The sequence below is a fragment of the Pseudomonas sp. NPDC086112 genome (genome assembly GCF_044746425.1).
In the GTDB taxonomy this organism is placed as follows: Bacteria; Pseudomonadota; Gammaproteobacteria; order Pseudomonadales; family Pseudomonadaceae; genus Aquipseudomonas.
Genome location: NZ_JBIVCD010000034.1, coordinates 15,414 through 38,076, shown reverse-complemented (window position 1 = coordinate 38,076; position 22,663 = coordinate 15,414). Strand labels below are relative to the sequence as shown.

General features: G+C 59.7%; 17 protein-coding genes and 2 pseudogenes. 5 read left to right on the top strand and 14 right to left on the bottom strand.

Annotation, left to right across the window (positions count from 1 at the left end; translation table 11 throughout):
• Positions 1-67 precede the first annotated feature (67 nt).
• Both ACIPLA_RS21135 and ACIPLA_RS21130 read right to left on the bottom strand, forming a co-directional pair.
• Positions 68-706: a peroxiredoxin gene (locus tag ACIPLA_RS21135; protein WP_401175628.1), complete on the bottom strand. Its 639-nt coding sequence runs from the start codon at positions 704-706 to the stop codon at positions 68-70.
• 284 nt (positions 707-990) lie between these two features.
• A complete protein-coding gene (locus tag ACIPLA_RS21130; RefSeq protein ID WP_401175625.1) occupies positions 991-2,319 on the bottom strand; it encodes an OprD family outer membrane porin in 1,329 nt (442 codons plus the stop codon).
• A 467-nt stretch (positions 2,320-2,786) separates the two neighbouring features.
• On the opposite strand from ACIPLA_RS21130, the pseudogene ACIPLA_RS21125 reads away from it, so the two are divergent.
• Positions 2,787-2,969 (top strand): annotated as a pseudogene (locus ACIPLA_RS21125) (hypothetical protein); the annotation flags it as partial.
• A gap of 99 nt (positions 2,970-3,068) precedes the next feature.
• Here the strand turns inward: ACIPLA_RS21125 and argA are convergent.
• Positions 3,069-4,367, bottom strand: a complete 1,299-nt coding sequence (argA, locus tag ACIPLA_RS21120) for an amino-acid N-acetyltransferase (protein ID WP_123500376.1) — start codon at positions 4,365-4,367, stop codon at positions 3,069-3,071.
• 265 nt (positions 4,368-4,632) lie between these two features.
• Positions 4,633-5,802, bottom strand: a complete 1,170-nt coding sequence (gene argE, locus ACIPLA_RS21115; protein ID WP_218395354.1) for an acetylornithine deacetylase — start codon at positions 5,800-5,802, stop codon at positions 4,633-4,635.
• A gap of 175 nt (positions 5,803-5,977) precedes the next feature.
• On the opposite strand from argE, the gene ACIPLA_RS21110 reads away from it, so the two are divergent.
• Positions 5,978-7,345 (top strand): inorganic triphosphatase, encoded by a 1,368-nt coding sequence (locus ACIPLA_RS21110; RefSeq protein ID WP_218395355.1) that lies wholly within the window; start codon positions 5,978-5,980, stop codon positions 7,343-7,345.
• Positions 7,346-7,445: 100 nt separating this feature from the next.
• On the opposite strand, the gene ACIPLA_RS21105 is transcribed toward ACIPLA_RS21110, so the two are convergent.
• Positions 7,446-7,919: an Lrp/AsnC family transcriptional regulator gene (locus ACIPLA_RS21105; RefSeq protein WP_008076029.1), complete on the bottom strand. Its 474-nt coding sequence runs from the start codon at positions 7,917-7,919 to the stop codon at positions 7,446-7,448.
• A gap of 126 nt (positions 7,920-8,045) precedes the next feature.
• On the opposite strand from ACIPLA_RS21105, the gene ACIPLA_RS21100 reads away from it, so the two are divergent.
• From ACIPLA_RS21100 to ACIPLA_RS21090, 3 genes are all read left to right on the top strand, one after another.
• Positions 8,046-8,384, top strand: a complete 339-nt coding sequence (locus ACIPLA_RS21100; protein ID WP_218395356.1) for a hypothetical protein — start codon at positions 8,046-8,048, stop codon at positions 8,382-8,384.
• Between the two features lie 90 nt (positions 8,385-8,474).
• Positions 8,475-10,259, top strand: a complete 1,785-nt coding sequence (locus ACIPLA_RS21095) for a GspE/PulE family protein (protein ID WP_218395357.1) — start codon at positions 8,475-8,477, stop codon at positions 10,257-10,259.
• Positions 10,260-10,435: 176 nt separating this feature from the next.
• Positions 10,436-10,756, top strand: a complete 321-nt coding sequence (locus ACIPLA_RS21090; RefSeq protein WP_218395358.1) for a DUF2388 domain-containing protein — start codon at positions 10,436-10,438, stop codon at positions 10,754-10,756.
• A gap of 164 nt (positions 10,757-10,920) precedes the next feature.
• Here the strand turns inward: ACIPLA_RS21090 and gcvP are convergent, their stop codons facing one another.
• From gcvP to pepP, 9 genes and pseudogenes are all read right to left on the bottom strand, one after another.
• Positions 10,921-13,794: an aminomethyl-transferring glycine dehydrogenase gene (gcvP, locus tag ACIPLA_RS21085; RefSeq protein ID WP_401175618.1), complete on the bottom strand. Its 2,874-nt coding sequence runs from the start codon at positions 13,792-13,794 to the stop codon at positions 10,921-10,923.
• Positions 13,795-14,063: 269 nt separating this feature from the next.
• Entirely contained in the window at positions 14,064-14,450 is a 387-nt protein-coding gene (gene gcvH / locus ACIPLA_RS21080) for a glycine cleavage system protein GcvH (protein ID WP_192344978.1), read from the bottom strand.
• 50 nt (positions 14,451-14,500) lie between these two features.
• Positions 14,501-15,583 (bottom strand): glycine cleavage system aminomethyltransferase GcvT, encoded by a 1,083-nt coding sequence (gene gcvT, locus ACIPLA_RS21075; protein WP_401175614.1) that lies wholly within the window; start codon positions 15,581-15,583, stop codon positions 14,501-14,503.
• Between the two features lie 156 nt (positions 15,584-15,739).
• The gene (locus ACIPLA_RS21070; RefSeq protein WP_123500396.1) at positions 15,740-17,356 is read right to left on the bottom strand and encodes an iron ABC transporter permease; all 1,617 of its coding nucleotides are present in this window, start codon (positions 17,354-17,356) and stop codon (positions 15,740-15,742) included.
• 214 nt (positions 17,357-17,570) lie between these two features.
• Positions 17,571-18,575 carry an extracellular solute-binding protein gene (locus ACIPLA_RS21065; protein ID WP_401175611.1) on the bottom strand — a complete coding sequence of 335 codons (1,005 nt, stop codon included), beginning with the start codon at positions 18,573-18,575 and terminating at the stop codon, positions 17,571-17,573.
• 221 nt (positions 18,576-18,796) lie between these two features.
• On the bottom strand, positions 18,797-20,014 hold the full coding sequence (locus tag ACIPLA_RS21060) for a 2-octaprenyl-3-methyl-6-methoxy-1,4-benzoquinol hydroxylase (protein ID WP_401175668.1): 1,218 nt from the start codon (positions 20,012-20,014) through the stop codon (positions 18,797-18,799).
• Positions 20,015-20,023: 9 nt separating this feature from the next.
• Positions 20,024-20,119: pseudogene (locus ACIPLA_RS21055) on the bottom strand (tetrameric acyl-CoA thioesterase); the annotation flags it as partial.
• 22 nt (positions 20,120-20,141) lie between these two features.
• Positions 20,142-21,329 (bottom strand): 2-octaprenyl-6-methoxyphenyl hydroxylase, encoded by a 1,188-nt coding sequence (gene ubiH, locus ACIPLA_RS21050; RefSeq protein ID WP_218395362.1) that lies wholly within the window; start codon positions 21,327-21,329, stop codon positions 20,142-20,144.
• A complete protein-coding gene (gene pepP, locus ACIPLA_RS21045; RefSeq protein ID WP_192344983.1) occupies positions 21,326-22,660 on the bottom strand; it encodes a Xaa-Pro aminopeptidase in 1,335 nt (444 codons plus the stop codon). Before pepP ends, ubiH begins: the two co-directional genes overlap by 4 nt.
• Between the last annotated feature and the right edge of the window lie 3 nt (positions 22,661-22,663).

Below are 22,663 nucleotides of genomic sequence, written 5' to 3'. Positions count from 1 at the left end.
GTCGGTCTGCCGCCTTCGCGGGCTTGCCCGCGATAGCGATTTCAGCCACACCGCAAAATTCGGATGATTACCTGTTCGGCTGCGGTGTCAGACGCAGGTACGGCTTCACTGCGCGATAACCCTTGGGAAATCGTTGTCTGACTTCATCTTCGTCCTTGAGCGACGGCACGATCACGACTTCATCACCGTCCTGCCAGTTGGCTGGGGTGGCCACTTTGTAGTTGTCGGTGAGCTGCAGTGAATCGATCACCCGCAAAATTTCATTGAAGTTACGGCCGGTACTCGCCGGGTAAGTAATCGTCAGCCGAATCTTCTTGTTCGGATCGATCACGAACAGAGAACGTACGGTCAGGGTGTCGTTGGCATTCGGATGGATAAGGTCATACAGGTCGGACACTTTGCGGTCCGCATCGGCGAGGATCGGGAAGTTGACGATGGCGTTCTGGGTTTCGTTGATGTCCTCGATCCACCTGTGATGCGAGTCCACCGGGTCGACCGATAGAGCAATGGCTTTGACGCCGCGTTGGGTGAATTCATCCTTGAGCCTGGCGGTGAAGCCCAGCTCGGTGGTGCACACCGGCGTGAAGTCCGCCGGATGGGAAAACAACACGCCCCAGCTATCGCCCAGCCATTCGTGGAAACGGACAGTGCCGGCGCTGGAATCCTGTTCGAAATCGGGGGCGATATCGCCAAGTCTGAGGCTCATGCTGCTGCTCCTTGTGAGTGCTTGTTGAGCCCAACTGTGCCTGCGTTTGATATCAATTAAAAAGAATAAATATCGATTTATTTAGATCCATAAAGAATATTAAAAATCTGTTCACTGGACCTGAATAGTCATCGAGACGAACATCGGTCACAAGGTTCGAGAAGGCCTTGAGTTGTTGCAAAAAGGGGAATTTCAAGGAGGGTTTACGGGGGTGAGCCCACCTTGAAAACGCAAAAGCCCCGCCCGGCGTGATGCCGGGCGGGGCTTTTTTACTTAGGCGTAAATTACATGAAGCTATAGGTGTAGTTGAAGATCAGACGGGTCTGGTCCTGACTGGCAATACCTGTATCGCTGCCACGGTAGGAGCCATGACGTAGCGTCGTGCCAAAACCTTTTAGGACGCCCTGCTGAATGGTGTAGTCCACACGCAAGTCACGTTCCCACTCGGACTGATCAGGACCAGTACCGTTTCTGGCCTTAATATCATCGCCATACAGATAAGCTGCCGAAGCTTTCAAACCTGGCACACCCAGAGCAGCGAAGTCGTAGCTGTACTGACCGAATGTAGTGTTTTCACCTGCACGGACAAAGCCGTTGATCATGGAGTCAGTGAACAGGTAGAAGCTTGCGCCTCCAGCTTCTTCGCTGCGACCGCTGCCATTAACTACGCTGCCCTGGTTCAGATAAACGAAACCGCCGTCATCGCTGACGCGCTGATGGCCGAGCAGGAAGGCACTGCCACCCAGGGTGTAGGTGAACATGGCACTCCAGGTCTGGTTATCAACCTCGCCCGTGTTCTTGGCATAACCACCGTTGTTATTGAAACGATAGCCCGCATCGCCGTTCTTGCCGTCGGAGCTGCTGTCGAAATAACGGATATCGGTCTTGAACGACTGGTTGGTGCCGATCGGGTAAACATGCACCAGGCCGAAGAAATTCTGCTTGTAGTAGTCTTCCAGGTTCGCGTGGTAGGCCTGCAAGGTCAGGTCTTTGGTGACCTTCCAGTCAGCACCGGCGTAACGGAATTTGTTGCTTTCCTCGCTACCGCCAGCCACCGCCAGGCCAGTGCTGTTCGACGAAGCGCGACCCGTCGCGTGCTCCAGCTGACCCAGGTTGAAGGTCACATTGTCGATTTCCTTGGAGGTGATGGTGCCACCTTCAAAGGTTTGCGGCAGCACACGGCTGTCGTTCGCCACCAGAATCGGCATGTTTGGCTGCAGAGCACCACCTAAGTGGGCGTCGGTCTTCGAGAAGCGAGCTTTTACGTTACCCGCCATACGACTCCACTCATGCGCAGCTGAGCCATCGGAGTCGCTTGGAGAGAATGAGCTGGGGTACGGGTGATGACCACGGCCACCATCCAGATGGATACCGACGAGGGCCTGGGCATCAATGCCGAAACCAACGGTGCCTTGCGTGAAGCCCGACTGATAATCGAACTTGAGGCCTTCAGCGGTCTCTTTCTGATCCGCACCGCCATCCCGGTTATCGTTATTGAAGTACAGGGTACGGGAACTGACGGATGCCTTGCTGTCTTCGATGAAACCGGCGGCGCCTGCCTGCTGCGCCAAAACCCCTACGGCCACTGCCAGGGCCAAGGTGGACTTCTTCATTGTTTCGCTCCTCTCGTTCTAATTTTTGTGTTCTTTGGTCTCGGGTCTAACGCCCAAGATCCACAGATGCGCGATTAGCACTGGTCCATGACTGACAAGTCAATCGTAACCATGTGTGTCTACGACCAAAGTCTAACCGCCGTGATTTGGTCCCTGCAGGGTAATGACTTCCTCATAAACCCAAAAAGAATTATTTCATTCTTTTTCATACCATTTAGGAATATAGCTCTCGAGCAATGATCCGAACCGGGACAAACGGTATCGGCTCATAAGCTAATTCCTAAATGGTATTTATTGACGTTTTTCTAGATCGATTAGCTTTCCACGTATTCCCCATACGTCAATCACTTTCGAAAAGGCGACGCCATGATGGCCAAACGCGCACTATCTAGTCAAATTGTTACAGTTTGTGTATCACTGATATTTTCTTTTTTCGCTGACGTATTGGGGCGTTCGCAAGGATTTACGCCGCGATGACCGGCGCCAATGATGTGCCGGAGCTGCTGGTCAGCTCGGCATCTCCAGCCCAGGCGAAGGGCGAAACGGCGAAGTGCTTAAAGGGACAAGGGAAGGTCGAGACGGCGCTGCCGGATTATTCGCCGTATGTCAGCGCGAAATTCATCACTAATGTAACAACCCCGCACCGGTAGGAGCGAGGCTTGCCCGCGAAGAGGACATATCTGCCAACACAAGTGTTGAATGTCAGGCCGCCTTCGCGGGCAAGTCTCGCTCCTACAAGGCTTGGGGCATCACAGGGCTTTTTCGAAGATCTTCGAATTACGCTGATAGTTGTAAAGCGACGCCCGCGCCGACGGCAGACGTTCGACGCTGCTCGGCACGAAGCCCCGCTCACGAAACCAGTGAGCGGTCCGGGTGGTCAGCACGAACAAGGTTTTCAGCCCCTGGGCCCGGGCGCGGGTTTCGATGCGTTCCAGCAGTTCATCACCGCGACCGCCATGGCGGTACTCCGGGTTCACCGCCAGACACGCCAACTCCCCAGCATCCGAATCGGCAATCTGATACAGCGCGGCGCAGGCGATGATCATGCCTTCGCGTTCGACCACGCTGAACTGCTCGATCTCACGCTCCAGCACCTCGCGGGAACGCCGTACCAGAATGCCCTGCTCTTCCAGCGGGCTGATCAAGTCCAGCAAACCGCCGACGTCTTCAATGGCCGCCTCGCGTACAACTTCGAATTGCTCCTGGGCCACCAGCGTACCGCCACCGTCACGGGTGAACAGTTCGGTCAGCAACGCGCCATCTTCGGCGTAGCTGACGATGTGACTGCGCGCCACCCCGCCCCGGCACGCTTCAGCGGCCGCGTCCAGCAGCTCGGCCTGATAATTGTTGCCCAGACGCTGCAAATGCGCCGGTACTTGCTGCGGGCGCAATTCGCGGACCAGCCGGCCATTTTCGTCGATCAAGCCCAAATCGGCGCCGAACAGCAGCAGCTTGTCCGCCCCCAGATCGATAGCTGCACGGGTGGCGACATCTTCGCAAGCGAGGTTGAAGATTTCACCGGTCGGCGAGTAACCCAACGGCGACAACAGCACGATGGAGCGTTCGTCCAGCAGGCGATTGATGCCCTTGCGGTCGACCCGGCGCACTTCGCCGGTGTGGTGATAGTCGACACCTTCAAGTACGCCGATCGGCCGTGCCGTGACCAAATTGCCGCTGGCCACCCGCAGGCGCGAACCCTGCATTGGCGATGAGGCCATGTCCATCGACAGCCGGGCTTCGATGGCGATGCGCAGTTGACCGACTGCATCAATCACGCACTCAAGCGTCGCCGCATCGGTGATGCGCATGCCGTGGTGGTAATGCGGGGTCAGGCCGCGAGCAGCGAGGCGTGTTTCAATTTGCGGGCGCGAACCGTGAACCAGCACCAGTCGCACACCCAGGCTGTGCAGCAGCACCAGGTCGTGGACGATGTTGCCGAAGTTCGGGTGCTCCACGCCGTCGCCGGGCAGCATGACGACGAAAGTGCAATCGCGGTGGGCGTTGATGTAAGGCGAAGCGTGACGAAGCCAATTGACGTATTCGGGCATGAACCTGGGCCTGTAATAAATAGCAGCCGAAAAAAGGGTAAAGCAGTAAACGCACAGCGGGCTGATGGTTATCGTCGGAACAGGCTTGGCGACACGCGCGCTCTCCTCATGAATACGGGTTGGGACACTGGCAATTTATACGTTTAGTCAGCCAAAACACAGAACCTGTGGGAGCGGGCTTGCTCGCGAAGGCGGCGTATCAGACACATTAATATCAACTGACACTCCCTATTCGCGAGCAAGCCCGCTCCCACATGGGTTGCGCTCAACTGACCGGCATCGCCGTTTTGGCCGGTGTCAGGCAGTAATGCTCAATCAGTTGACGTAATAGATGCACGGTAGGCTGCAAACGTGACATTTCGAGGTATTCCCCCGGTTGATGAGCACAGGCGATGTCGCCCGGTCCCAATACCAGTGTTTCACAACCAAGACGCTGAAGATAAGGCGCTTCCGTGCCGAACGCCACTGCTTCGGCGCGATGACCGGTGAGCTTTTCGGCAACCCGCACTAATTCCGAGTCCTCGGCCTGCTCGAAGGGGGGCACTTCGGGGAACAACGGCGCGTAATCGATCTTCACTTGATGCCGTTCGGCAATCGGATTGAGCTTCTGCAGAATCGCCGCGCGCAACGCTTTGGGGTCCATGCCTGGCAAAGGCCTCAGGTCGAATTCCAGCGAACACTGGCCGCAGATGCGATTAGGGTTGTCCCCACCGTGGATGCAACCGAAATTCAGGGTCGGCTGCGGCACGCTGAACTGTGGGTTACGAAACTCGCGCTGCCACGCCAGGCGCAGGCCGCGCAGTTCGCCCATGGCGTCGTGCATGGCTTCGAGGGCGCTGTGGCCCAGGCGCGGGTCCGAGGAGTGGCCGCTCTGGCCGAGGATGTCGATGCGTTCCATCATGATGCCTTTGTGCATCCTGATCGGCTTCAGCCCGGTCGGCTCGCCGATCACCGCGGCCCGGCCCAGCGAACGTCCAGCTTCGGCCAGAGCGCGAGCGCCAGACATCGAGCTTTCTTCATCGCAGGTGGCGAGGATCAGCAAGGGTTGCTTGAACGGTTGGTCGAGCAAGGGTTTGACGGCTTCGATGACCAAGGCGAAAAAACCCTTCATGTCGCAACTGCCCAAGCCGACCCAACGACCGTCCACTTCCGTGAGTTTCAGCGGGTCGGTCTGCCACAACGCCTCGTCGTAGGGCACCGTATCGCTGTGACCGGCCAGCACCAAGCCGCCGGGGCCGGAGCCAAAACTGGCCAGCAGATTGAATTTGCCGGGGCTGACCTGCTGGATATCGCAGGCAAAACCCAAGTCCCCGAGCCAAGTCGCCAACAAGTCGATGACCGGCCGATTGGTTTGATCCAGGCTGGGTTGGGTACAGCTGACAGACGGCGCGGCGATCAGCGCAGCGAACTGATCTTTCATGGACGGCAAAGGCATCGCTGACTCCCAACTCCCGAATTGAAGTCCATCATAGAACCATCCGGCGACAGGAATAAACCGTCGCGGCGCGTAGGGTGTCAACAGACCCTATCTCGAATGAGTCCTGTACACTGCACGACCTTGGCAGCCACACATTCCCCCGGCTGCGCTCCCGATCCTGGATTTTCCGGCCATGCAGAAAGAAACCGAAATCAAACTCCGCGTCAGCCGCGAAACCCTCGCCGCCCTGCGCGAGCACCCGTTACTGAAAAAACGCAACAAAAGTGGCTGGGAACGCCGTGAGTTGATGAACCAGTACTTCGACACGCCTGAGCGCGACCTGGCTCGCGCCAAGGTTGCCCTGCGCCTGCGCCGCGATGGCGAAGAAGTGATTCAGACCCTCAAGACCCGCGGCCAGAGCATCGCCGGTCTGTCCGAGCGTCACGAGTACGACTGGCCTCTGGCCAAAGCCAAGCTCGACGTGAAGAAACTCGACGGTGAATGCTGGCCCGAAGAGCTGGCCGAGCTGGACAAGAAAACCCTGAAAGCCATCTTCACCACCGATTTCGTTCGCGAACGCGCAGAAATCGCCTGGGGCCGTGGCAAGACCAAAGTGGTCATCGAAGCCGCGCTGGACCTGGGCCACGTGGTGGTCGGCAAGCAGAAAGAAGAAATCTGCGAGCTGGAACTGGAGCTGCGCGAAGGCGAACCGGCCGCGCTGCTGGAACTGGCCGCCGAACTGGCTGCGACACTGGCGCTGATGCCGTGTGACATCAGCAAGGCCGAACGCGGTTATCGCTTGTTCGACGCCAACAGCTACTCGCTGAGCTTGCCGGCACCGCAGATCACTGCCGAAATGCCGCTGGACGATGCGTTCGCCGCCCTGAGCTGGCATTTGCTGAGCAGCAGCCAGCGTCTGGCCGAGCAATATCGCTTCAATGGCCACTGGCGCCTGTTGCAGGACTGGGTCGAGAACCTCGCTGAAATGCGCGCGTTGATCAGCAGCCTCGGTCAGGCCGCACCGCGTCAGTCGACTCACGATCTGCGGGTCGCACTGGATGCCTTGCTGGAAGACTGGCGACCGCTGGTACAGGCCGGCCTGGACGACGAAGACGTACGTAAAGCTGCGCCGGAGCAGTTCCTCGAAGAGCTGGAAGACCCACGTTGGGGCCTGTTCTCACTGAACACTTCGCGCTGGTTGCTGGCCCGTACCTGGGCCGCCGATCGCAACGTCCGCGGTAATCGCCAGGGCGCTGCACAACTGGGTAGCTGGCTGCCGCGCATGCTGGGCGAAGAAGCCAACTCGCTGCAATTGCAGCGTTACCAGCAACAGCCGGAAGACTTGGCCGAGCAACTGCCGCGTATCGAGCGCATCCAGGCCTGGCTGCACCATGCCCGCGGCGTACTGGAGATCCCGGAAATGGATCGCCTGTACGGTGAGTTGAACAAACTGACGCAACTGGCCAACGAGCCGATCACCGATGAATCGCTGGATGCGCGTAAGCAGCAGGCGATCGCGGTGTATCAGAATCGCGCCTGGAAAACTCTGCTGCGTCTGTAAGGACGCCTTCGCGGGCAAGCCTCGCTCCTACAGGTAATCATCGGACCATTGTAGGAGCGAGGCTTGCCCGCGAAGAGGCCCGCCCAAACGCTGCAAATCTCTACCCCCGCAACACCGGCAAACTCGTCGTGGACTTGATTTCCGATAACGCCACGATCGAGTTGACCTCCTGAATCCCCGGCACCATCGACAGCTTCTCGAAGAAGAAGCGCTCATAAGCCTCGATGTCCGCCGTGACGATCCGCAGCAAGAAATCCACCGACCCCATCAGCACATAACATTCCAGCACTTCGGGAAAACCGCGAATTGCCTCGGTGAACTCGGTGAAGTTCGAACGTCCGTGGGCGTTGAGTTTGATCTCGGCGAAGATCTGCGTGTTAAGGCCGATTTTCTTGCGGTCAAGCAACGTCACCTGAGCGCGAATGATCCCCTCCTCCTTCATCCGCTGAATCCGCCGCCAGCACGGCGACTGCGAGAGCCCCACCTGTTCGGCGATCTGCGCGCTGGAGAGCGAAGCGTCCTCTTGCAGCAACGCGAGAATCTTGCGGTCGTAGCCATCCAGCTCGCTGTGCATAGAAAAACCTATAGTGGGTACTAATTCGAATTGATCGATTCGATAAATGATCAATAAGCCCAATCATAGATAAGAAATGCCCGGCACCGAATGTAAAAATTCCTCCAGTGATTTTGGAGACCGACCATGCCGCATTTAGAAGCCGTGAACACCTCGCCTGCCCGCGCCGATGTATGGAACGTCAGCAACGCCCACTGCCGCGTTCACTATCAATTACTGGCCGAGGCCGAGCCGGATCTGCTGTGTCGGGCGCTCAATCTTTTCGCCTTGCAGTTTCTGACGCCGCAGCAGGTCAACGTGCAGCGTATGGACGATCTGCTGTCGGTCGATATCGTCATGGACGGCCTGAGCTGGCACCGTGCTCAAGTGATCGCGGAAAAATTACGTAACCTGATCAGCGTCTGCTCGGTAAACCTGCAAGCGGCTGATTCTGCGTGGGAAGAGCCGGCTCAGGCGGCAGGCTGAAAAGAAACGTCACGCCTTGGTCGGGTAGTGGCCCAACGGTCTGCGGGTGCGCGACTATCCTTTGCGAACGGTTGTTCAAAAGGAGCCCGCATGTCCGTTCAACTCGCCACTCAGGACCGCTGGCTGGACCTCAATGATTTGCTGCGTGAATTGGTCGCCCAAGGCTTTATCAGCCAGGATTCGGCCGAGCACGCGCTCAACGCCCGCCGCCGTCACGCCATAAATGGTCAACAGCACCCGCTGGAATTCATCGCCAGCCAACACCTGGACGACCTCAGCCGTCCCGGCAAACACCTCGATCTGGAAAGCCTGACACTCTGGCTGTCTCAGCAGGCCGGTCAGCCTTACTTGCGCATCGACCCGCTGAAAATCAACGTCGCGGCCATCACGCCGCTGATGTCCTATGCCTTCGCCCAACGCCACAAGATTCTGGCGGTATCCATCGACCGCGACGCCGTCACCGTGGCCAGCGCCCAGCCCTTCGTCAGCAGCTGGGAAGCCGACCTGACCCATGTGCTGAAGGTGCCGATCAAGCGCGTGGTGGCCAACCCGGTGGACATCCAGCGCTTCAGCGTGGAGTTTTTCCGTCTGGCCAAATCGGTCAGCGGCGCCACCAACGCCGACCAGCAAATCAGCACCCTGGGCAACTTCGAACAGTTGCTCAACCTCGGCGCCAGCGACCAGGAGCCGGACGCCAACGATGCGCACATCGTCAACATCGTCGACTGGCTGTTCCAGTACGCGTTCCAGCAACGGGCCAGCGATATCCACATCGAACCCCGGCGCGAGCAAGGCACGGTGCGCTTTCGCATCGACGGCGTGCTGCACAACGTCTATCAATTCCCGCCGCAGGTGACCATGGCCATCGTCAGCCGCCTGAAAAGCCTGGGGCGGATGAACGTCGCAGAAAAGCGCAAACCCCAGGACGGCCGGGTCAAAACCAAAACCCCGGATGGCGGCGAAGTCGAGCTGCGGCTGTCGACATTACCGACCGCGTTCGGCGAAAAAATGGTCATGCGGATCTTCGACCCGGAAGTGCTGCTCAAGGACTTCGATCAGCTGGGTTTTTCCGCCGATGACCTGCGTCGCTGGCAAGACATGACCCGCCAGCCCAATGGCATCATTCTGGTGACCGGGCCGACTGGTTCAGGCAAGACCACCACGCTGTACACCACCCTGAAGAAACTGGCGACGCCGGAGGTCAACCTCTGCACCATTGAAGACCCGATCGAAATGGTCGAACCGGCGTTCAATCAGATGCAGGTCCAGCACAACATTGACCTGACCTTTGCCGCCGGCGTGCGCGCACTCATGCGGCAAGACCCGGACATCATCATGATTGGCGAGATCCGCGATCTCGAAACCGCCGAGATGGCGATTCAGGCCGCACTCACTGGCCACTTGGTGCTGTCGACGTTGCACACCAACGACGCCCCGAGTGCCATCAGCCGCCTGCTGGAGCTCGGCGTGCCGCATTACCTGATCAAGGCCACGGTGCTCGGGGTCATGGCCCAGCGTCTGGTCCGGACCCTCTGCCCGCATTGCAAGGCGCCATTAACTTTGGGCGAGGACGACTGGCAAACCCTGACCCGGCCTTGGCAAGCGCCACTGCCAGGCAACGCACAACGCGCCATCGGTTGTCTTGAATGCCGCGAAACCGGCTATCGCGGCCGCGCCGGGGTGTACGAAATCATGCAACTGACTGACGGCATCAAAGCGCTGATCAACCCTGATACCGATTTACTCGCGGTCCGCCGTCAGGCCTTCAAGGAAGGCATGCGCAGTTTGCGCTTGTCGGGGGCGCAGAAAGTGGCGGCGGGTTTGACGACGGTCGAAGAGGTGTTGCGAGTGACGCCGCAGAGTGAGCAGAAGTAGGCCTGATGTCGGTAGGAGCTGCCGCAGGCTGCGATCCGTTGATCTTGTTTTTAAAAGCAAAAATCAGAAGATCGCAGCCTGCGGCAGCTCCTACGGTGAGCCGACTAACGTCACGGAACTCGATTGGGTTATTGGCAATCAAAGCCCGCAGTTAAAACCCAGTGGAGTCACCTTTTATGCGTCTCAAACTTGCTGTCGCTACTTTCGCCATGTTGTCCCTTCAAGTCGGTTCGGCGATGGCTGATGACAGCTTTTTGCGTAACGTCCTTACTTCCGGTGCCACCACCGGTACCTCCTACCTGACCTCCAGGGATCATAAGCTGGTCGTCGCCGCCCAGGACGACGCCGGCAGCTTTGTCGCCAGTGACGGCGCCATTCGCGGCCCCTACCTGGAAGCTGCGATACAGAAAGTCCGCGCCGACAACCCTGGCCTGCAAGCCACGGACATGGAACTGGCGAATGCCATCCTGGCGAAGAATGCCATCGCCTCGAAATAAGGTTCGTTGCTGAACAAAAATGCCGCTCACATGAGCGGCATTTTTTTGCGTGCGATACCTGTAGGAGCGAGGCTTGCCCGCGAAAGCGGTGAATCAGTCGACATAAATGTTGAATGTTAAATCGCTTTCGCGGGCAAGCCTCGCTCCTACAGGGGACAGCGACTTCAGCGATATTCGTCCACCGGCACACACGCGCAAAACAGATTGCGGTCGCCATAAACATTGTCCACCCGGTTCACCACCGGCCAATATTTATGGGCCTTGGTGTGCGCATCCGGCGTCACTGCCTGCTCGATACTGTACGGGCGCTCCCAAACCCCGGTGATGTCGGCCAAGGTATGCGGTGAGCGTTTCAGCGGGTTGTCCTCCGCCGGCCAGTTGCCGTTCTGCACCTCGGTGATTTCCGCGCGGATACTCAGCATCGCGCCGATAAAACGGTCCAGCTCCGCCTTCGACTCACTCTCGGTCGGTTCGACCATCAACGTCCCCGGCACCGGGAATGACATGGTCGGCGCATGGAAGCCATAGTCCATCAGACGCTTGGCAACGTCCTCTTCACTGATTCCGGTCTGCGCCTTGAGCGGTCGCAAGTCGAGAATGCACTCGTGGGCCACTCGCTCGTTGCGCCCGGTGTAGAGCACTGGAAATGCACCGGCCAAATGCTGCGCCAGGTAATTCGCGGCGAGAATCGCCACCTCGCTCGCATCCGCCAACTGCGGCCCCATCATGGCGATGTACATCCAGCTGATAGGCAAAATGCTCGCGCTGCCCCAGGGCGCCGCGCTCACCGCGCCGTTCTCCGGCAGCGGGCCGTCGATGGGCACTACCGGGTGATTGGCGACGAACGGCGCCAGGTGCGCCCGAACGCCAATCGGGCCCATCCCTGGCCCGCCACCGCCGTGGGGAATGCAGAAGGTTTTGTGCAGGTTCATGTGCGACACGTCGGCACCGATGTCTGCCGGCCGTGCCAATCCAACCTGCGCGTTGAGGTTGGCACCATCCATGTACACCTGACCGCCATGGCTGTGGATAACTTCACAGATCTCGCTGATGCCTTCCTCGTAAACCCCGTGGGTCGAAGGATAAGTCGCCATCAGGCAGGCGAGTTTATCCCCCGCCGCCGTGGCCTTTTCCTTCAGATCATCCAGATCGACATTACCCGCCTCATCGCACTCGACGATCACCACCCGCATCCCGGCCATCTGCGCCGAAGCCGGGTTGGTGCCGTGGGCCGATGACGGGATCAGGCAGATATCCCGTGCGCCCTGATGACGGCTCTCGTGATATTTGCGAATCGCCAGTAACCCGGCGTACTCGCCCTGAGCGCCCGAGTTGGGTTGCATGCAGATCGCATCGAAACCGGTGATCGCGCAGAGCCAGCGCTCCAGCTCCTCGATCATCAAGGAATAACCCACCACCTGCTCTTTCGGCACAAACGGATGCAGGTTGGCGAACTGCGGCCAGGTGATGGGGATCATCTCGCTGGTAGCGTTGAGCTTCATGGTGCAAGAGCCCAGCGGAATCATCGATTGATTGAGCGCCAGGTCTTTGTTTTCCAGCTGTTTGAGGTAACGCAGCATTTCGGTTTCGCTGTGATGAGCGTTGAACACCGGATGACGCAGATAAGGTGTACTGCGCTGCAACCCGGCAGGAATGCCGGATACCAGCGTTTCAGCGTCCAGGTCGTCGACGTTGAGCCCATGATCGGCACCGAGAAACACATCGAACAGTTTCGCCACGGTGGTTTCGTCACAGGTTTCGTCAAGGCTCAGGCCCAGCTGCCCACGGCCGAGAATGCGCAAATTGATCTGCGCCGCCTGGGCACTTTCGATGATCGCCGTCTGAGTGCCCCCCACCTCCAGGGTCAGGGTGTCGAAGAAATTCTGGTTGAGACGGGTGATCCCGTGACGCTCCAGGCCGGCAGCGAGGATGCAGGTCAGCCGATGGACGCGCTGGGCAATCCGTTTTAGCCCTTCCGGTCCATGGTAGACCGCGTAGAAACTGGCGATATTGGCCAGCAGCACCTGAGCGGTGCAGATGTTGGAGTTGGCCTTCTCCCGGCGGATATGTTGCTCGCGGGTTTGCAGGGCCATGCGCAGGGCGACGTTTCCGCGCGCATCTTTCGACACGCCGATGATCCGCCCGGGAATCGCCCGTTTGTACTCATCACGACTGGCAAAAAACGCCGCGTGGGGACCGCCGTAACCCATGGGTACGCCGAATCGCTGGGACGAACCGAACACCACGTCGGCGCCCAACTCCCCCGGAGGGGTCAGCAACAGCAGGCTTAGCAAATCGGTCGCCACACAGGCCAAGGCATGCTGGGCATGCAGATGATCGATCAATGGACGCAGATCGCGCACTTCACCGTGGGTGTCGGGATATTGCAGCAACGCGCCGAACACCTGGTGTTTTTTCAAGTTATCCACAGCGTCGACGATCAGGTCGAAACCGAACCCTTCGGCTCGGGTCCGCACGACGGAGATGGTCTGCGGGTGGCAATTCTCATCGACAAAAAACAGGTTACTTCTGGATTTGGCCACGCGCTTGGCCAGCGCCATGGCCTCGGCTGCCGCCGTGGCCTCATCTAGCAACGAGGCGTTGGCCAGTTCCAGACCGGTCAGGTCGATGGTCAGCTGCTGGAAATTCAGCAACGCTTCGAGCCGGCCTTGAGCGATCTCCGGTTGATAGGGGGTATAGGCGGTGTACCAACCGGGATTTTCCAGCACGTTGCGCAGGATGACGGCCGGCGTGAGAGTGCCGTGGTATCCCATGCCGATCAGGCTGGTCCAGACCTGGTTCTGCTCGGCGTAGCCCCGCAGCTTGGCCAGCGCAGCTTCTTCGTCGAGGGCCGGCGGCAAGTCCAGCGGCCGGTTGAGGCGGATTCCCGGCGGCACCGTCTGCTCGATCAGCTCGACCCGGCTACCAAGACCGAGGCTGTCGAGCATCGCCTGCTGCTCGGCGGCATCGGGGCCCAGATGGCGGCGCAGGAAGGTATTGGGGTCACGTAACTGGCTCAGGGACGGCAACTGGGACATGACGGGCTCTCTCTTGACTGGCGCTCGGCGTCGATGCAATGCGGTCAAACCAGCATAGCAGTCGCTGCCGACAGCGAGCCTGTGGGGAGTTTGACACTTACCCTGTGGGAGCGGGCTTGCTCGCGAAAGCGGTGGGTCAGTCGCCATATACGCTGAATGATTAATTGCTTTCGCGAGCAAGCCCGCTCCCACATTTAGTCCTCAGCACATCAAGTTGGCAGATACAAAAAAGCCCCGGATAACCGGGGCTTTGAGGTAACGCTGAAGGCTTATTCGCCGATGGCGGCCTTGTAGGCAACTGCATCGAGCAGCAGATTGTCCAGTTCGGTGGTATCGCTTGGCTCGAGCTTGAAGAACCAGCTGTCATAAGGCGCGCTGTTGACCAGTTCCGGGTTGTTGGCCAACTCTTCGTTGACGGCAATGACGGTGCCGGAAACTGGCGAGTAGATATCGGAGGCAGCCTTGACCGACTCGACGACACCCGCAGCCTCACCGGCAGCGAACACTTTGCCGATTTCCGGCAGCTCAACGAACACTACGTCACCCAAGGCTTCCTGAGCATGGTCTGAAATACCCACTTTCACGCCGCCATCATGGTCTAGACGGGCCCATTCGTGACTTTCGGCAAAACGCAGGTCGACAGGGATTTCGCTCATGTTCTGTGTCCTCAAGAAAAATGTCAGCGGTCTTTGCCCGCCAAAAAAAGTTAGATCAAGGTTTTGCCGTGGCGTACGAAGGTCGGTTTGACCACTCGAACCGGGTACCACTTGCCACGGATTTCCACTTCGGCGCGGTCGGCGGTGGCCACCGGTACGCGCGCCAGTGCAATCGACTTGCTAAGCGTAGGAGAGAAACTACCACTGGTGATCTCACCTTCGCCAACATCAGCGATGCGAACCACTTGATGCGCCCGTAAAACCCCACGTTCCTCCAGAACCAAACCCACCAGTTTGTGCTGTACGCCATTGGCCTGTTCGGCTTCCAGGGCAGTGCGGCCAATGAACTGGCGCGTGGCCGGTTCCCAGGCAATGCTCCAGGCCATGTTGGAGGCCAATGGAGAAACTTCTTGATGAATGTCCTGACCGTAGAGGTTCATGCCGGCTTCGACACGTAAGGTATCGCGCGCGCCGAGGCCGATCGGGGAAATACCCGCGCCCACCAGATCGTTGAAAAAGCCCGGTGCCTGGTCGGCGGGCAGCACGATTTCCAGACCATCCTCACCGGTGTAACCGGTGCGCGCGATGAACCAGTCACCGTCGGTCTGACCTTCGAAATATTTGAGCTGCTGAATCAGCGTGCCGCGGGACTGAGTCACCAGTTCGGCAATCTTGTGCCGGGCGTGAGGCCCTTGAATGGCCAGCATCGCCAACTCGGAACGCTCGTTGAGCCGCACATCGAAGTCGCCGAGATGAGCCTGCATCCAGGCCAGATCCTGATTGCGGGTGGAGGCATTCACCACCAGGCGATAACCGTCCTCGAGACGATAGACGATCATGTCGTCGACGATGCCGCCGTGCTCGTTGAGCATGGCGCTGTACAAGGCACGGCCAGGGCTGTGCAGGCGTTCGACGTCATTGGCCAGCAAATGCTGGAGCCAAACCTTGGCCTGAGGGCCGCTGACATCGATAACGGTCATGTGGGATACATCAAAAACCCCGCAATCGCGGCGCACCTGATGGTGTTCCTCGACCTGCGAGCCGTAATGCAGAGGCATATCCCAACCGCCAAAATCGACCATCTTCGCGCCGAGGGCGAGATGAAGGTCGTACAGAGGCGTACGCTGTCCCATGGGTTTCTCCTTCCGGGCGTGGCGAAGGTGCGGGCAGGCGCTGCACGGGATGAAATGCCTTGAAATAAAAGGCTTTCAGCCGATTTCAGCAACCCGATCCGAGGACGGACCGCACCGAATGCCGCGCATTGTAGCCGCAAGGTGTAGGACTGACACCTACGCGTTTCGATGCGCCGAACGTCGGATCAATCCGATGACCGGTAACAGCCCGACCAACACCAGGGTCAATGCCGGCAACGAGGCTCTCGCCCACTCGCCCTCGCTGGTCATTTCAAAGATCCGCACCGCCAGCGTGTCCCAGCCAAACGGGCGCATCAGCAGGGTCGCGGGCATTTCCTTGAGCACATCGACGAACACCAGCAACGCCGCGCTCAACGTGCCCGGCAGCAGCAGCGGCAGATACACTTTGAAAAACAGTCGTGGCCCACTGACGCCAAGGCTACGTGCTGCTTCGGGCAAAGAGGGCCGTATTCGCGCCAGGCTGCTTTCCAGCGGTCCATAGGCCACCGCGATAAAACGCACCAGATAGGCCAGCAACAACGCCGACAGACTGCCCAGCAGCAACGGTTTGCCCGCGCCGCCAAGCCAGCCTGACAGCGGGATCACCAGTTCGCGATCCAGGTAACTGAACGCCAGCATGATCGACACCGCCAGCACCGAGCCCGGCAACGCGTAGCCAAGGTTGGCCAGACTGATGCCGGAGCGGATCGCCCGGGTCGGCGCCAATCGACGGGCAAAGGCCAGCACCAGAGCGACACTGACGGTGATCAATGCTGCCATGCCGCCCAGGTACAGGGTATGGATGATCAATCCGGCATAACGCTCATCCAGATCGAAGCGCCCACGTTGCCAGAACCACACCACCAGTTGCAGCACGGGAATGACGAAGGCGCAGGCAAATACCAGACCGCACCAGCTCATGGCCGCCAGCGCCTTGAGCCCGCGCAGGTGATACAACGCCTTGACCCGTGGCCGTTCGTTGCTCGCCCGATTGGCCCCGCGGGCACGGCGCTCGCCATACAGCACGACCATCACCACCAACAGCAACAGGCTGGCCAGTTGCGCAGCCGTGGAAAGACTGAAAAAGCCGTACCAGGTTTTGTAGATAGCGGTGGTGAACGTATCGAAGTTGAACACCGACACGGCACCGAAATCCGCCAGGGTTTCCATCAGCGCCAACGCCACGCCCGCGCCAATGGCCGGACGTGCCATCGGCAATGCCACTCGCCAGAACGCCTGCCACGGGGATTGCCCAAGGACTCGCGCTGCTTCCATCAAGCCTTTGCCCTGAGCCAGGAATGCGCTACGTGCCAAGAGGTAAACGTACGGATAAAAAACCAGCACCAGTACCAGAATCACACCGCCGGTGGAGCGCACTCGCGGCAGCCTCAAACCGCTGCCGAACCATTCGCGCAGCAAGGTTTGCACGGGGCCGGCGAAATCCAGCAGGCCAACGAAGACAAATGCCAGCACATAAGCAGGAATCGCAAAGGGCAGCATCAGCGCCCAGTCCAGCCAACGCCGCCCGGGAAACTCGCAGAGGCTTGTGAGCCAGGCCAGGCTGACGCCCAGCAGCGTTACGCCGAAACCGACACCGAGGACCAGCGTGAGGGTATTGCCCAGCAACCGCGGCATCTGGGTGTCCCACAGGTGGGACCAGATCTGCTGATCGATGGTTTGCCAGGAAAGAAGCAGGACGCTCAGGGGCAGCAGGACCAGCGCAGCAATGGCGAAGACCAGGGGATACCAGCGGCGTTGGGCAGGGTGGGCCAAGGAAGTTCTCTAGAAAATTGGGAGCCAACGCGGATCGGCAGTCGGTCCCATTCTGTGGCGAGGGAGCTTGCTCCCGTTCGGCTGCGAAGCAGCCGCAAGAGGTTATCAGATCATCTCGCTCGAGCGGAGTCCGATGCCTTCGGGGTCGCTTCGCGACCCAACGGGAGCAAGCTCCCTCGCCACAGACAAGTCTCTCACCACAGTAACAGTGGCTTCAGTTCCAGCCAGCCCGATCCATCATCCGAATCGCTTCAGCCTGACGCTTGCCCGCGATTTCCACCGGCAAGGTGTCGGCCTTAAACTTGCCCCAGCTCGCGACTTCAGCTGAAGGTTGAACGGCAGGGTTGGCCGGGAATTCCTGGTTCACGTCAGCGAAAATCTTCTGCGCTTCAGGCGTGGTCATCCACTCCACCAGCGCCTTGGCGGCTTCTGGGTGTGGCGCGTGTTTGGTCAGGCCAATACCCGACAGGTTGACGTGCACGCCACGGTCGCCCTGATTCGGCCAGAACAGCTTCACCCGCAGGTTCGGCTTCTGTTGGTGCAGACGGCCGTAGTAGTAAGTGTTGACGATACCGACGTCGCACTGGCCGGCGTTGATCGCCTCCAGCACGGCAATGTCGTCGGAGAACACGTCGGTGGACAGGTTGTTGACCCAGCCCTTGAGGATTTTCTCGGTTTTCTCGGCGCCATGGACTTCGATCATGGTGGCGGTCAGGGACTGGTTGTAGACCTTCTTCGCCGTGCGCAGGCACAGGCGACCTTCCCATTGCTTGTCGGCCAGCGCTTCGTAGGTGGTCAGTTCACCGGGTTTTACCCGGTCGGTGGAATAGGCGATGGTCCGTGCCCGCAGGCTGAGGCCGGTCCAGGCATGGGAGGACGCGCGGTATTGCAATGGAATGTTGGCGTCGATCACCTTGGAAGTGAACGGCTGGAGGATGCCCATCTGCTCGGCCTGCCAGAGGTTGCCGGCATCGACGGTCAGCAGCAGATCGGCAGTGGCGTTTTCGCCCTCTGCCTTGATCCGCTGCATCAGCGGCGCTTCCTTGTCGGTGATGAACTTCACCTGCACGCCGGTTTTCTGGGTGTAGACATCGAAGACTGGCTTGATCAATTCATCGATACGCGAGGAGTAAACCACCACCTCGTCGGCGGCCTGGGCGGCGGTGCTGCCAATCAGGGTCAGTGCCAGTGCGGTCAGTAGACGCTTGGGTGCCAACATGGAAGCGGTCTCTCGAGTAGGGAAGTGAGGGCGAATGATAAGGACTCATATTTCGCTTCTCAATCGAACAGTGAGTGGAGGCGTTACCGGATGTTGCACGATTTTGGAAGGTGCGTTGAATGTGCCGCCGCCTTCGCGAGCAAGCCCGCTCCCACACTGGAATGCATTTCAAATGTGGGAGCGGGCTTGCTCGCGAAGAGGCCATCAGCCCAGCGAAGATCTCAGGCCTTGGCCAACGCCGGCAGATCCCCAATCAACCCAAGCGCTTCACGCACGAACAACGCCTTGGCCTCGGGCATCTGATCGACCATCTTCAACCCGGTATTACGCAACCAGCGTACCGGCAACGGATCGGCCTGGAACAACCGCTCGAACCCTTCCATCGCCGCCATCAACGCCAGGTTGTGGGGCATGCGACGACGCTCGTAGCGACTGAGCACTTTCACGTCCGCCAACCGCTCGCCACGCGCGGCCGCTTGCAGCAGCACTTCGGCCAGCACCGCGGCATCGAGGAAACCGAGGTTCACGCCCTGCCCGGCCAGCGGATGAATGGTGTGGGCCGCGTCGCCGATCAGCGCCAAGCCCTCAGCCACGTAACGTTTTGCATGACGCTGACGCAGTGGCACACACAAACGCGGGTCGGCGCGGAGCACCGTGCCGAGGCAGCCTTCGAAGGCCCGCTCCAGCTCTTTACAGAAGCCTTCGTCATCCAGCGCCATCAAGCGCTCGGCTTCGCTCGGCGTGGTCGACCAGACGATCGAGCACCAATCCTGTTGACCGTCCCGCTCCAGCGGCAGAAACGCCAGCGGACCGTTGTCAGTGAATCGTTGCCACGCAGTCATTCGATGGGGTTTTGAGCTTTGCACGCTGGTAACGATCGCGTGGTGCATGTAATCCCATTCGCGAGTCGCAACACCGGTCAGGCGCCGAACGGCCGAGTTGGCGCCATCCGCCGCGATCACCAAAGGTGCCCGCAAGGTGCGGCCATCGGCCAGGGTCAGAAGCCAGTCGTCACCGGAGCGGCGCATCTGTTCCAGACGCGCATTGGCCAGCATCCCGAGATCGCAGTCGTGCAGTCGGTCGAGCAAGGCGTCCTGAACCACGCGGTTCTCGACGATATGCCCGAGCACTTCGGCATGCACGCTGGTCGCCGAGAAATGGATCTGCCCGGTGCCGCTGCCATCCCAGACATGCATGTCCGTATAGGGGCTGCTGCGCCGGCTGACGATGCCATCCCAAACGCCCAGACGTTCGAGTATTCGCTGGCTGGCCGCCGACAAAGCGCTCACCCGCGGTTCGAACGGAGCCTGCCCATCGAAGGGTTTGACGCTCAGGGGGCTACCGTCCAGCAGCAGGACTTCGAGCCCACTGTTTTGTAACGCCAGCGCCAGGGCACTGCCGACCATTCCGGCCCCGACAATCAGCAGATCTGCGCGCATATCCATGCTTTAAGCCTGTCTCGCTTGCGGCTTGAGCCGCACATAAAGGTTTTTCTCGACCCGCGTCACCCAAGTGCTCGCGCCGTCGTGAATATCGACTTGCAGGTACACCCTGCCCGACTTTCGCTTAGTCATCGGGACGCGTACCCAGGCCCATGGCCTGCCGGGCGAACCAGCGTTTGGCCGGCGGCAGCAGATCGAGGCCAAGCAGCCCAATGTTGCGGCCCAGGGAAACCAGCGGCTGAGTGCTGCCAAACAAGCGGGTGACCTGATCGGAGAAGCCCACGGTCAGGCTCTGGTCCAGACGCTGACGCTCGCGATAGGCCTGCAAGGTGGCGAAATCGCCGGGCGATGTCTCACTGCCCAACAAACTGTCGGCCAGCGCCTGGGCGTCACGCAACGACAGGTTGAACCCTTGCCCGGCAATCGGATGCAGGCTGTGGGCGGCGTTGCCGAGGATCGCCAGATGCGGGCGGACTTGTTCCTCGGCTTCGATCAGCGACAGCGGATACAAATTCCGTGCGCCCACCTGTTTCAGCGTGCCGAGACGATAACCGAAGATGCCCTGCAGCTCAGTGAGAAAGCTGCGGTCATCAAGGGCTGCCAGTCGTTGCGCGTCCATGCCCAGACGGGTCCAGACCAAAGCGCAGCGATTGTCCGGCAATGGCAGCAAAGCCATCGGACCATCGTCGGTGAAACGCTCGAAGGCCATGCCGTTGTGCGCTTCGCTGGGGGTGATGTTGGCGATCAGTGCGCTCTGGTTATACGGGCGTTTCTTGATGCCGATTCCCAGTTGCTCACGCAAGCCGGAACGGCCGCCATCGGCGAGCACCGCAAGGTCGCATTCCACCAGGGTTTCATCGTTGAGCGTCAGGCGATAGCCGTCGGTCAGCGGTTCCATGCCGGTGACCTCCGCCGGGCAACGCCAACTGATCACGTCCTTGTCCAGACTGTGCCAGAGGCATTGGCCGAGCCAGGCGTTTTCCACCACATAACCCAGCGCCGGAACGCCCTCTTCCATCGCCGACAGCCGCGCGGTGGAGAAACGTCCACGGTCGGAGACATGAATCTGCTTGATCGGCTCGGCACGGCGGGAGATTTCCTGCCACACACCCAACCGTTGATAAATCTGCCGGGCACCAAAGGACAGCGCCGAAGAGCGGGCGTCATAACTCGGTTGATAGCTGTCGCCGGGGGCAAACGGTTCGATCAGCACGATCTTCCAGCCACGGGCCTTGGCCCCGGCCTGCAACGCCAACGCCAGGCTGGCGCCAACCAGGCCACCGCCGATGATTGCCAGATTGACTCGACTCATGCCGCTTGTGTCCGTGCTGCGGCCATCAATGCCTCGATGTCGGCGACCGTTTTCGGCACGCCGTTCGTCAGGATTTCACAACCGGTTTTAGTGACCACCACGTCGTCCTCGATGCGCACGCCAATGCCGCGCCATTTCTTCGCCACGTTCTGGTTGTCCGGCGCAATGTAAATGCCCGGCTCGACCGTCAGCGCCATGCCGACTTCCAGCACGCGCCATTCGCCGCCGACCTTGTACTCGCCAACGTCGTGCACATCCATGCCCAGCCAGTGGCCGGCGCGGTGCATGTAAAACGCTTTATAGGCTTCGCTGGCGATCAACTCGTCGACGTCGCCCTGCAACAGGCCCAACTTCACCAGACCGGTGGTAATCACCCGGACCGTGGCTTCGTGCGCCTGATTCCAGTGTTTGTTCGGCGCAATTTCGGCAAACGCCGCTTCCTGAGAAGCCAGCACCAACTCGTAAATTGCCTTCTGCTCCGGTGAATACTTGCCATTGACCGGCCAAGTGCGGGTGATGTCGCTGGCGTAGCAGTCGATCTCGCAACCGGCGTCGATCAGCACCAGATCACCGTCCTTGAGCACTGCGTCATTCTGCTGGTAATGCAGGATGCAGCTGTTGCGCCCGGCGGCGACGATCGAACCGTAAGCCGGCATCTTCGCCCCGCCCTTGCGAAATTCGTAATCGAGCTCGGCTTCGAGGCTGAACTCATGCAAACCGGCACGGCTGGCTTGCATCGCACGAATATGGGCCTGGGCGGAAATCCGTGCGGCTTCGCGCATTACCTTCACTTCTGCCGCCGATTTATACAGGCGCATGTCGTGAAGCAGATGATCCAGGGCAACGTATTCGTTCGGCGGCTGGGCGCCGAGGTGCGCTTTTGAGCGGATCACGTTGATCCAGTCCATCAGGTGCCGGTCGAATTCCGGATTGCTGCCCATGGCCGAGTACACCCGGTCACGGCCTTCGATCAGGCCCGGCAGGATGTCGTCGATGTCGGTGATGGGGAATGCGTCGTCGGCGCCGAAGTCGCGGATCGCGCCTTCCTGGCCGGCGCGCAGTCCGTCCCACAATTCCCGTTCGGCATTACGTTCCCGGCAAAACAGCACGTATTCGCCGTGCTCACGGCCGGGCATCAAGACGATGACGGCTTGAGGCTCGGGGAAACCGCTGAGGTACTGGAAATCGCTGTCCTGACGGTAGACGTGCTCGACATCGCGGTTGCGGATGGCCACCGCGGCGGCAGGCAGGATGGCGATGCTGTTGGGTTCCATCTGCGCCATCAGGGCCTTGCGGCGACGGCTGTATTCCGATTTCGGGATATGAATCATGGG

Bases quoted from the DNA above. Each gene is read 5' to 3' on its own strand.
- ACIPLA_RS21135 (WP_401175628.1), bottom strand. From the start codon at position 706: ATGAGCCTCAGACTTGGCGATATCGCCCCCGATTTCGAACAGGATTCC.
- ACIPLA_RS21130 (WP_401175625.1), bottom strand. From the start codon at position 2,319: ATGAAGAAGTCCACCTTGGCCCTGGCAGTGGCCGTAGGGGTTTTGGCG.
- argA (WP_123500376.1), bottom strand. From the start codon at position 4,367: ATGCCCGAATACGTCAATTGGCTTCGTCACGCTTCGCCTTACATCAAC.
- argE (WP_218395354.1), bottom strand. From the start codon at position 5,802: ATGCCTTTGCCGTCCATGAAAGATCAGTTCGCTGCGCTGATCGCCGCG.
- ACIPLA_RS21110 (WP_218395355.1), top strand. From the start codon at position 5,978: ATGCAGAAAGAAACCGAAATCAAACTCCGCGTCAGCCGCGAAACCCTC.
- ACIPLA_RS21105 (WP_008076029.1), bottom strand. From the start codon at position 7,919: ATGCACAGCGAGCTGGATGGCTACGACCGCAAGATTCTCGCGTTGCTG.
- ACIPLA_RS21100 (WP_218395356.1), top strand. From the start codon at position 8,046: ATGCCGCATTTAGAAGCCGTGAACACCTCGCCTGCCCGCGCCGATGTA.
- ACIPLA_RS21095 (WP_218395357.1), top strand. From the start codon at position 8,475: ATGTCCGTTCAACTCGCCACTCAGGACCGCTGGCTGGACCTCAATGAT.
- ACIPLA_RS21090 (WP_218395358.1), top strand. From the start codon at position 10,436: ATGCGTCTCAAACTTGCTGTCGCTACTTTCGCCATGTTGTCCCTTCAA.
- gcvP (WP_401175618.1), bottom strand. From the start codon at position 13,794: ATGTCCCAGTTGCCGTCCCTGAGCCAGTTACGTGACCCCAATACCTTC.
- gcvH (WP_192344978.1), bottom strand. From the start codon at position 14,450: ATGAGCGAAATCCCTGTCGACCTGCGTTTTGCCGAAAGTCACGAATGG.
- gcvT (WP_401175614.1), bottom strand. From the start codon at position 15,583: ATGGGACAGCGTACGCCTCTGTACGACCTTCATCTCGCCCTCGGCGCG.
- ACIPLA_RS21065 (WP_401175611.1), bottom strand. From the start codon at position 18,575: ATGTTGGCACCCAAGCGTCTACTGACCGCACTGGCACTGACCCTGATT.
- ACIPLA_RS21060 (WP_401175668.1), bottom strand. From the start codon at position 20,014: ATGCGCGCAGATCTGCTGATTGTCGGGGCCGGAATGGTCGGCAGTGCC.
- ubiH (WP_218395362.1), bottom strand. From the start codon at position 21,329: ATGAGTCGAGTCAATCTGGCAATCATCGGCGGTGGCCTGGTTGGCGCC.
- pepP (WP_192344983.1), bottom strand. From the start codon at position 22,660: ATGATTCATATCCCGAAATCGGAATACAGCCGTCGCCGCAAGGCCCTG.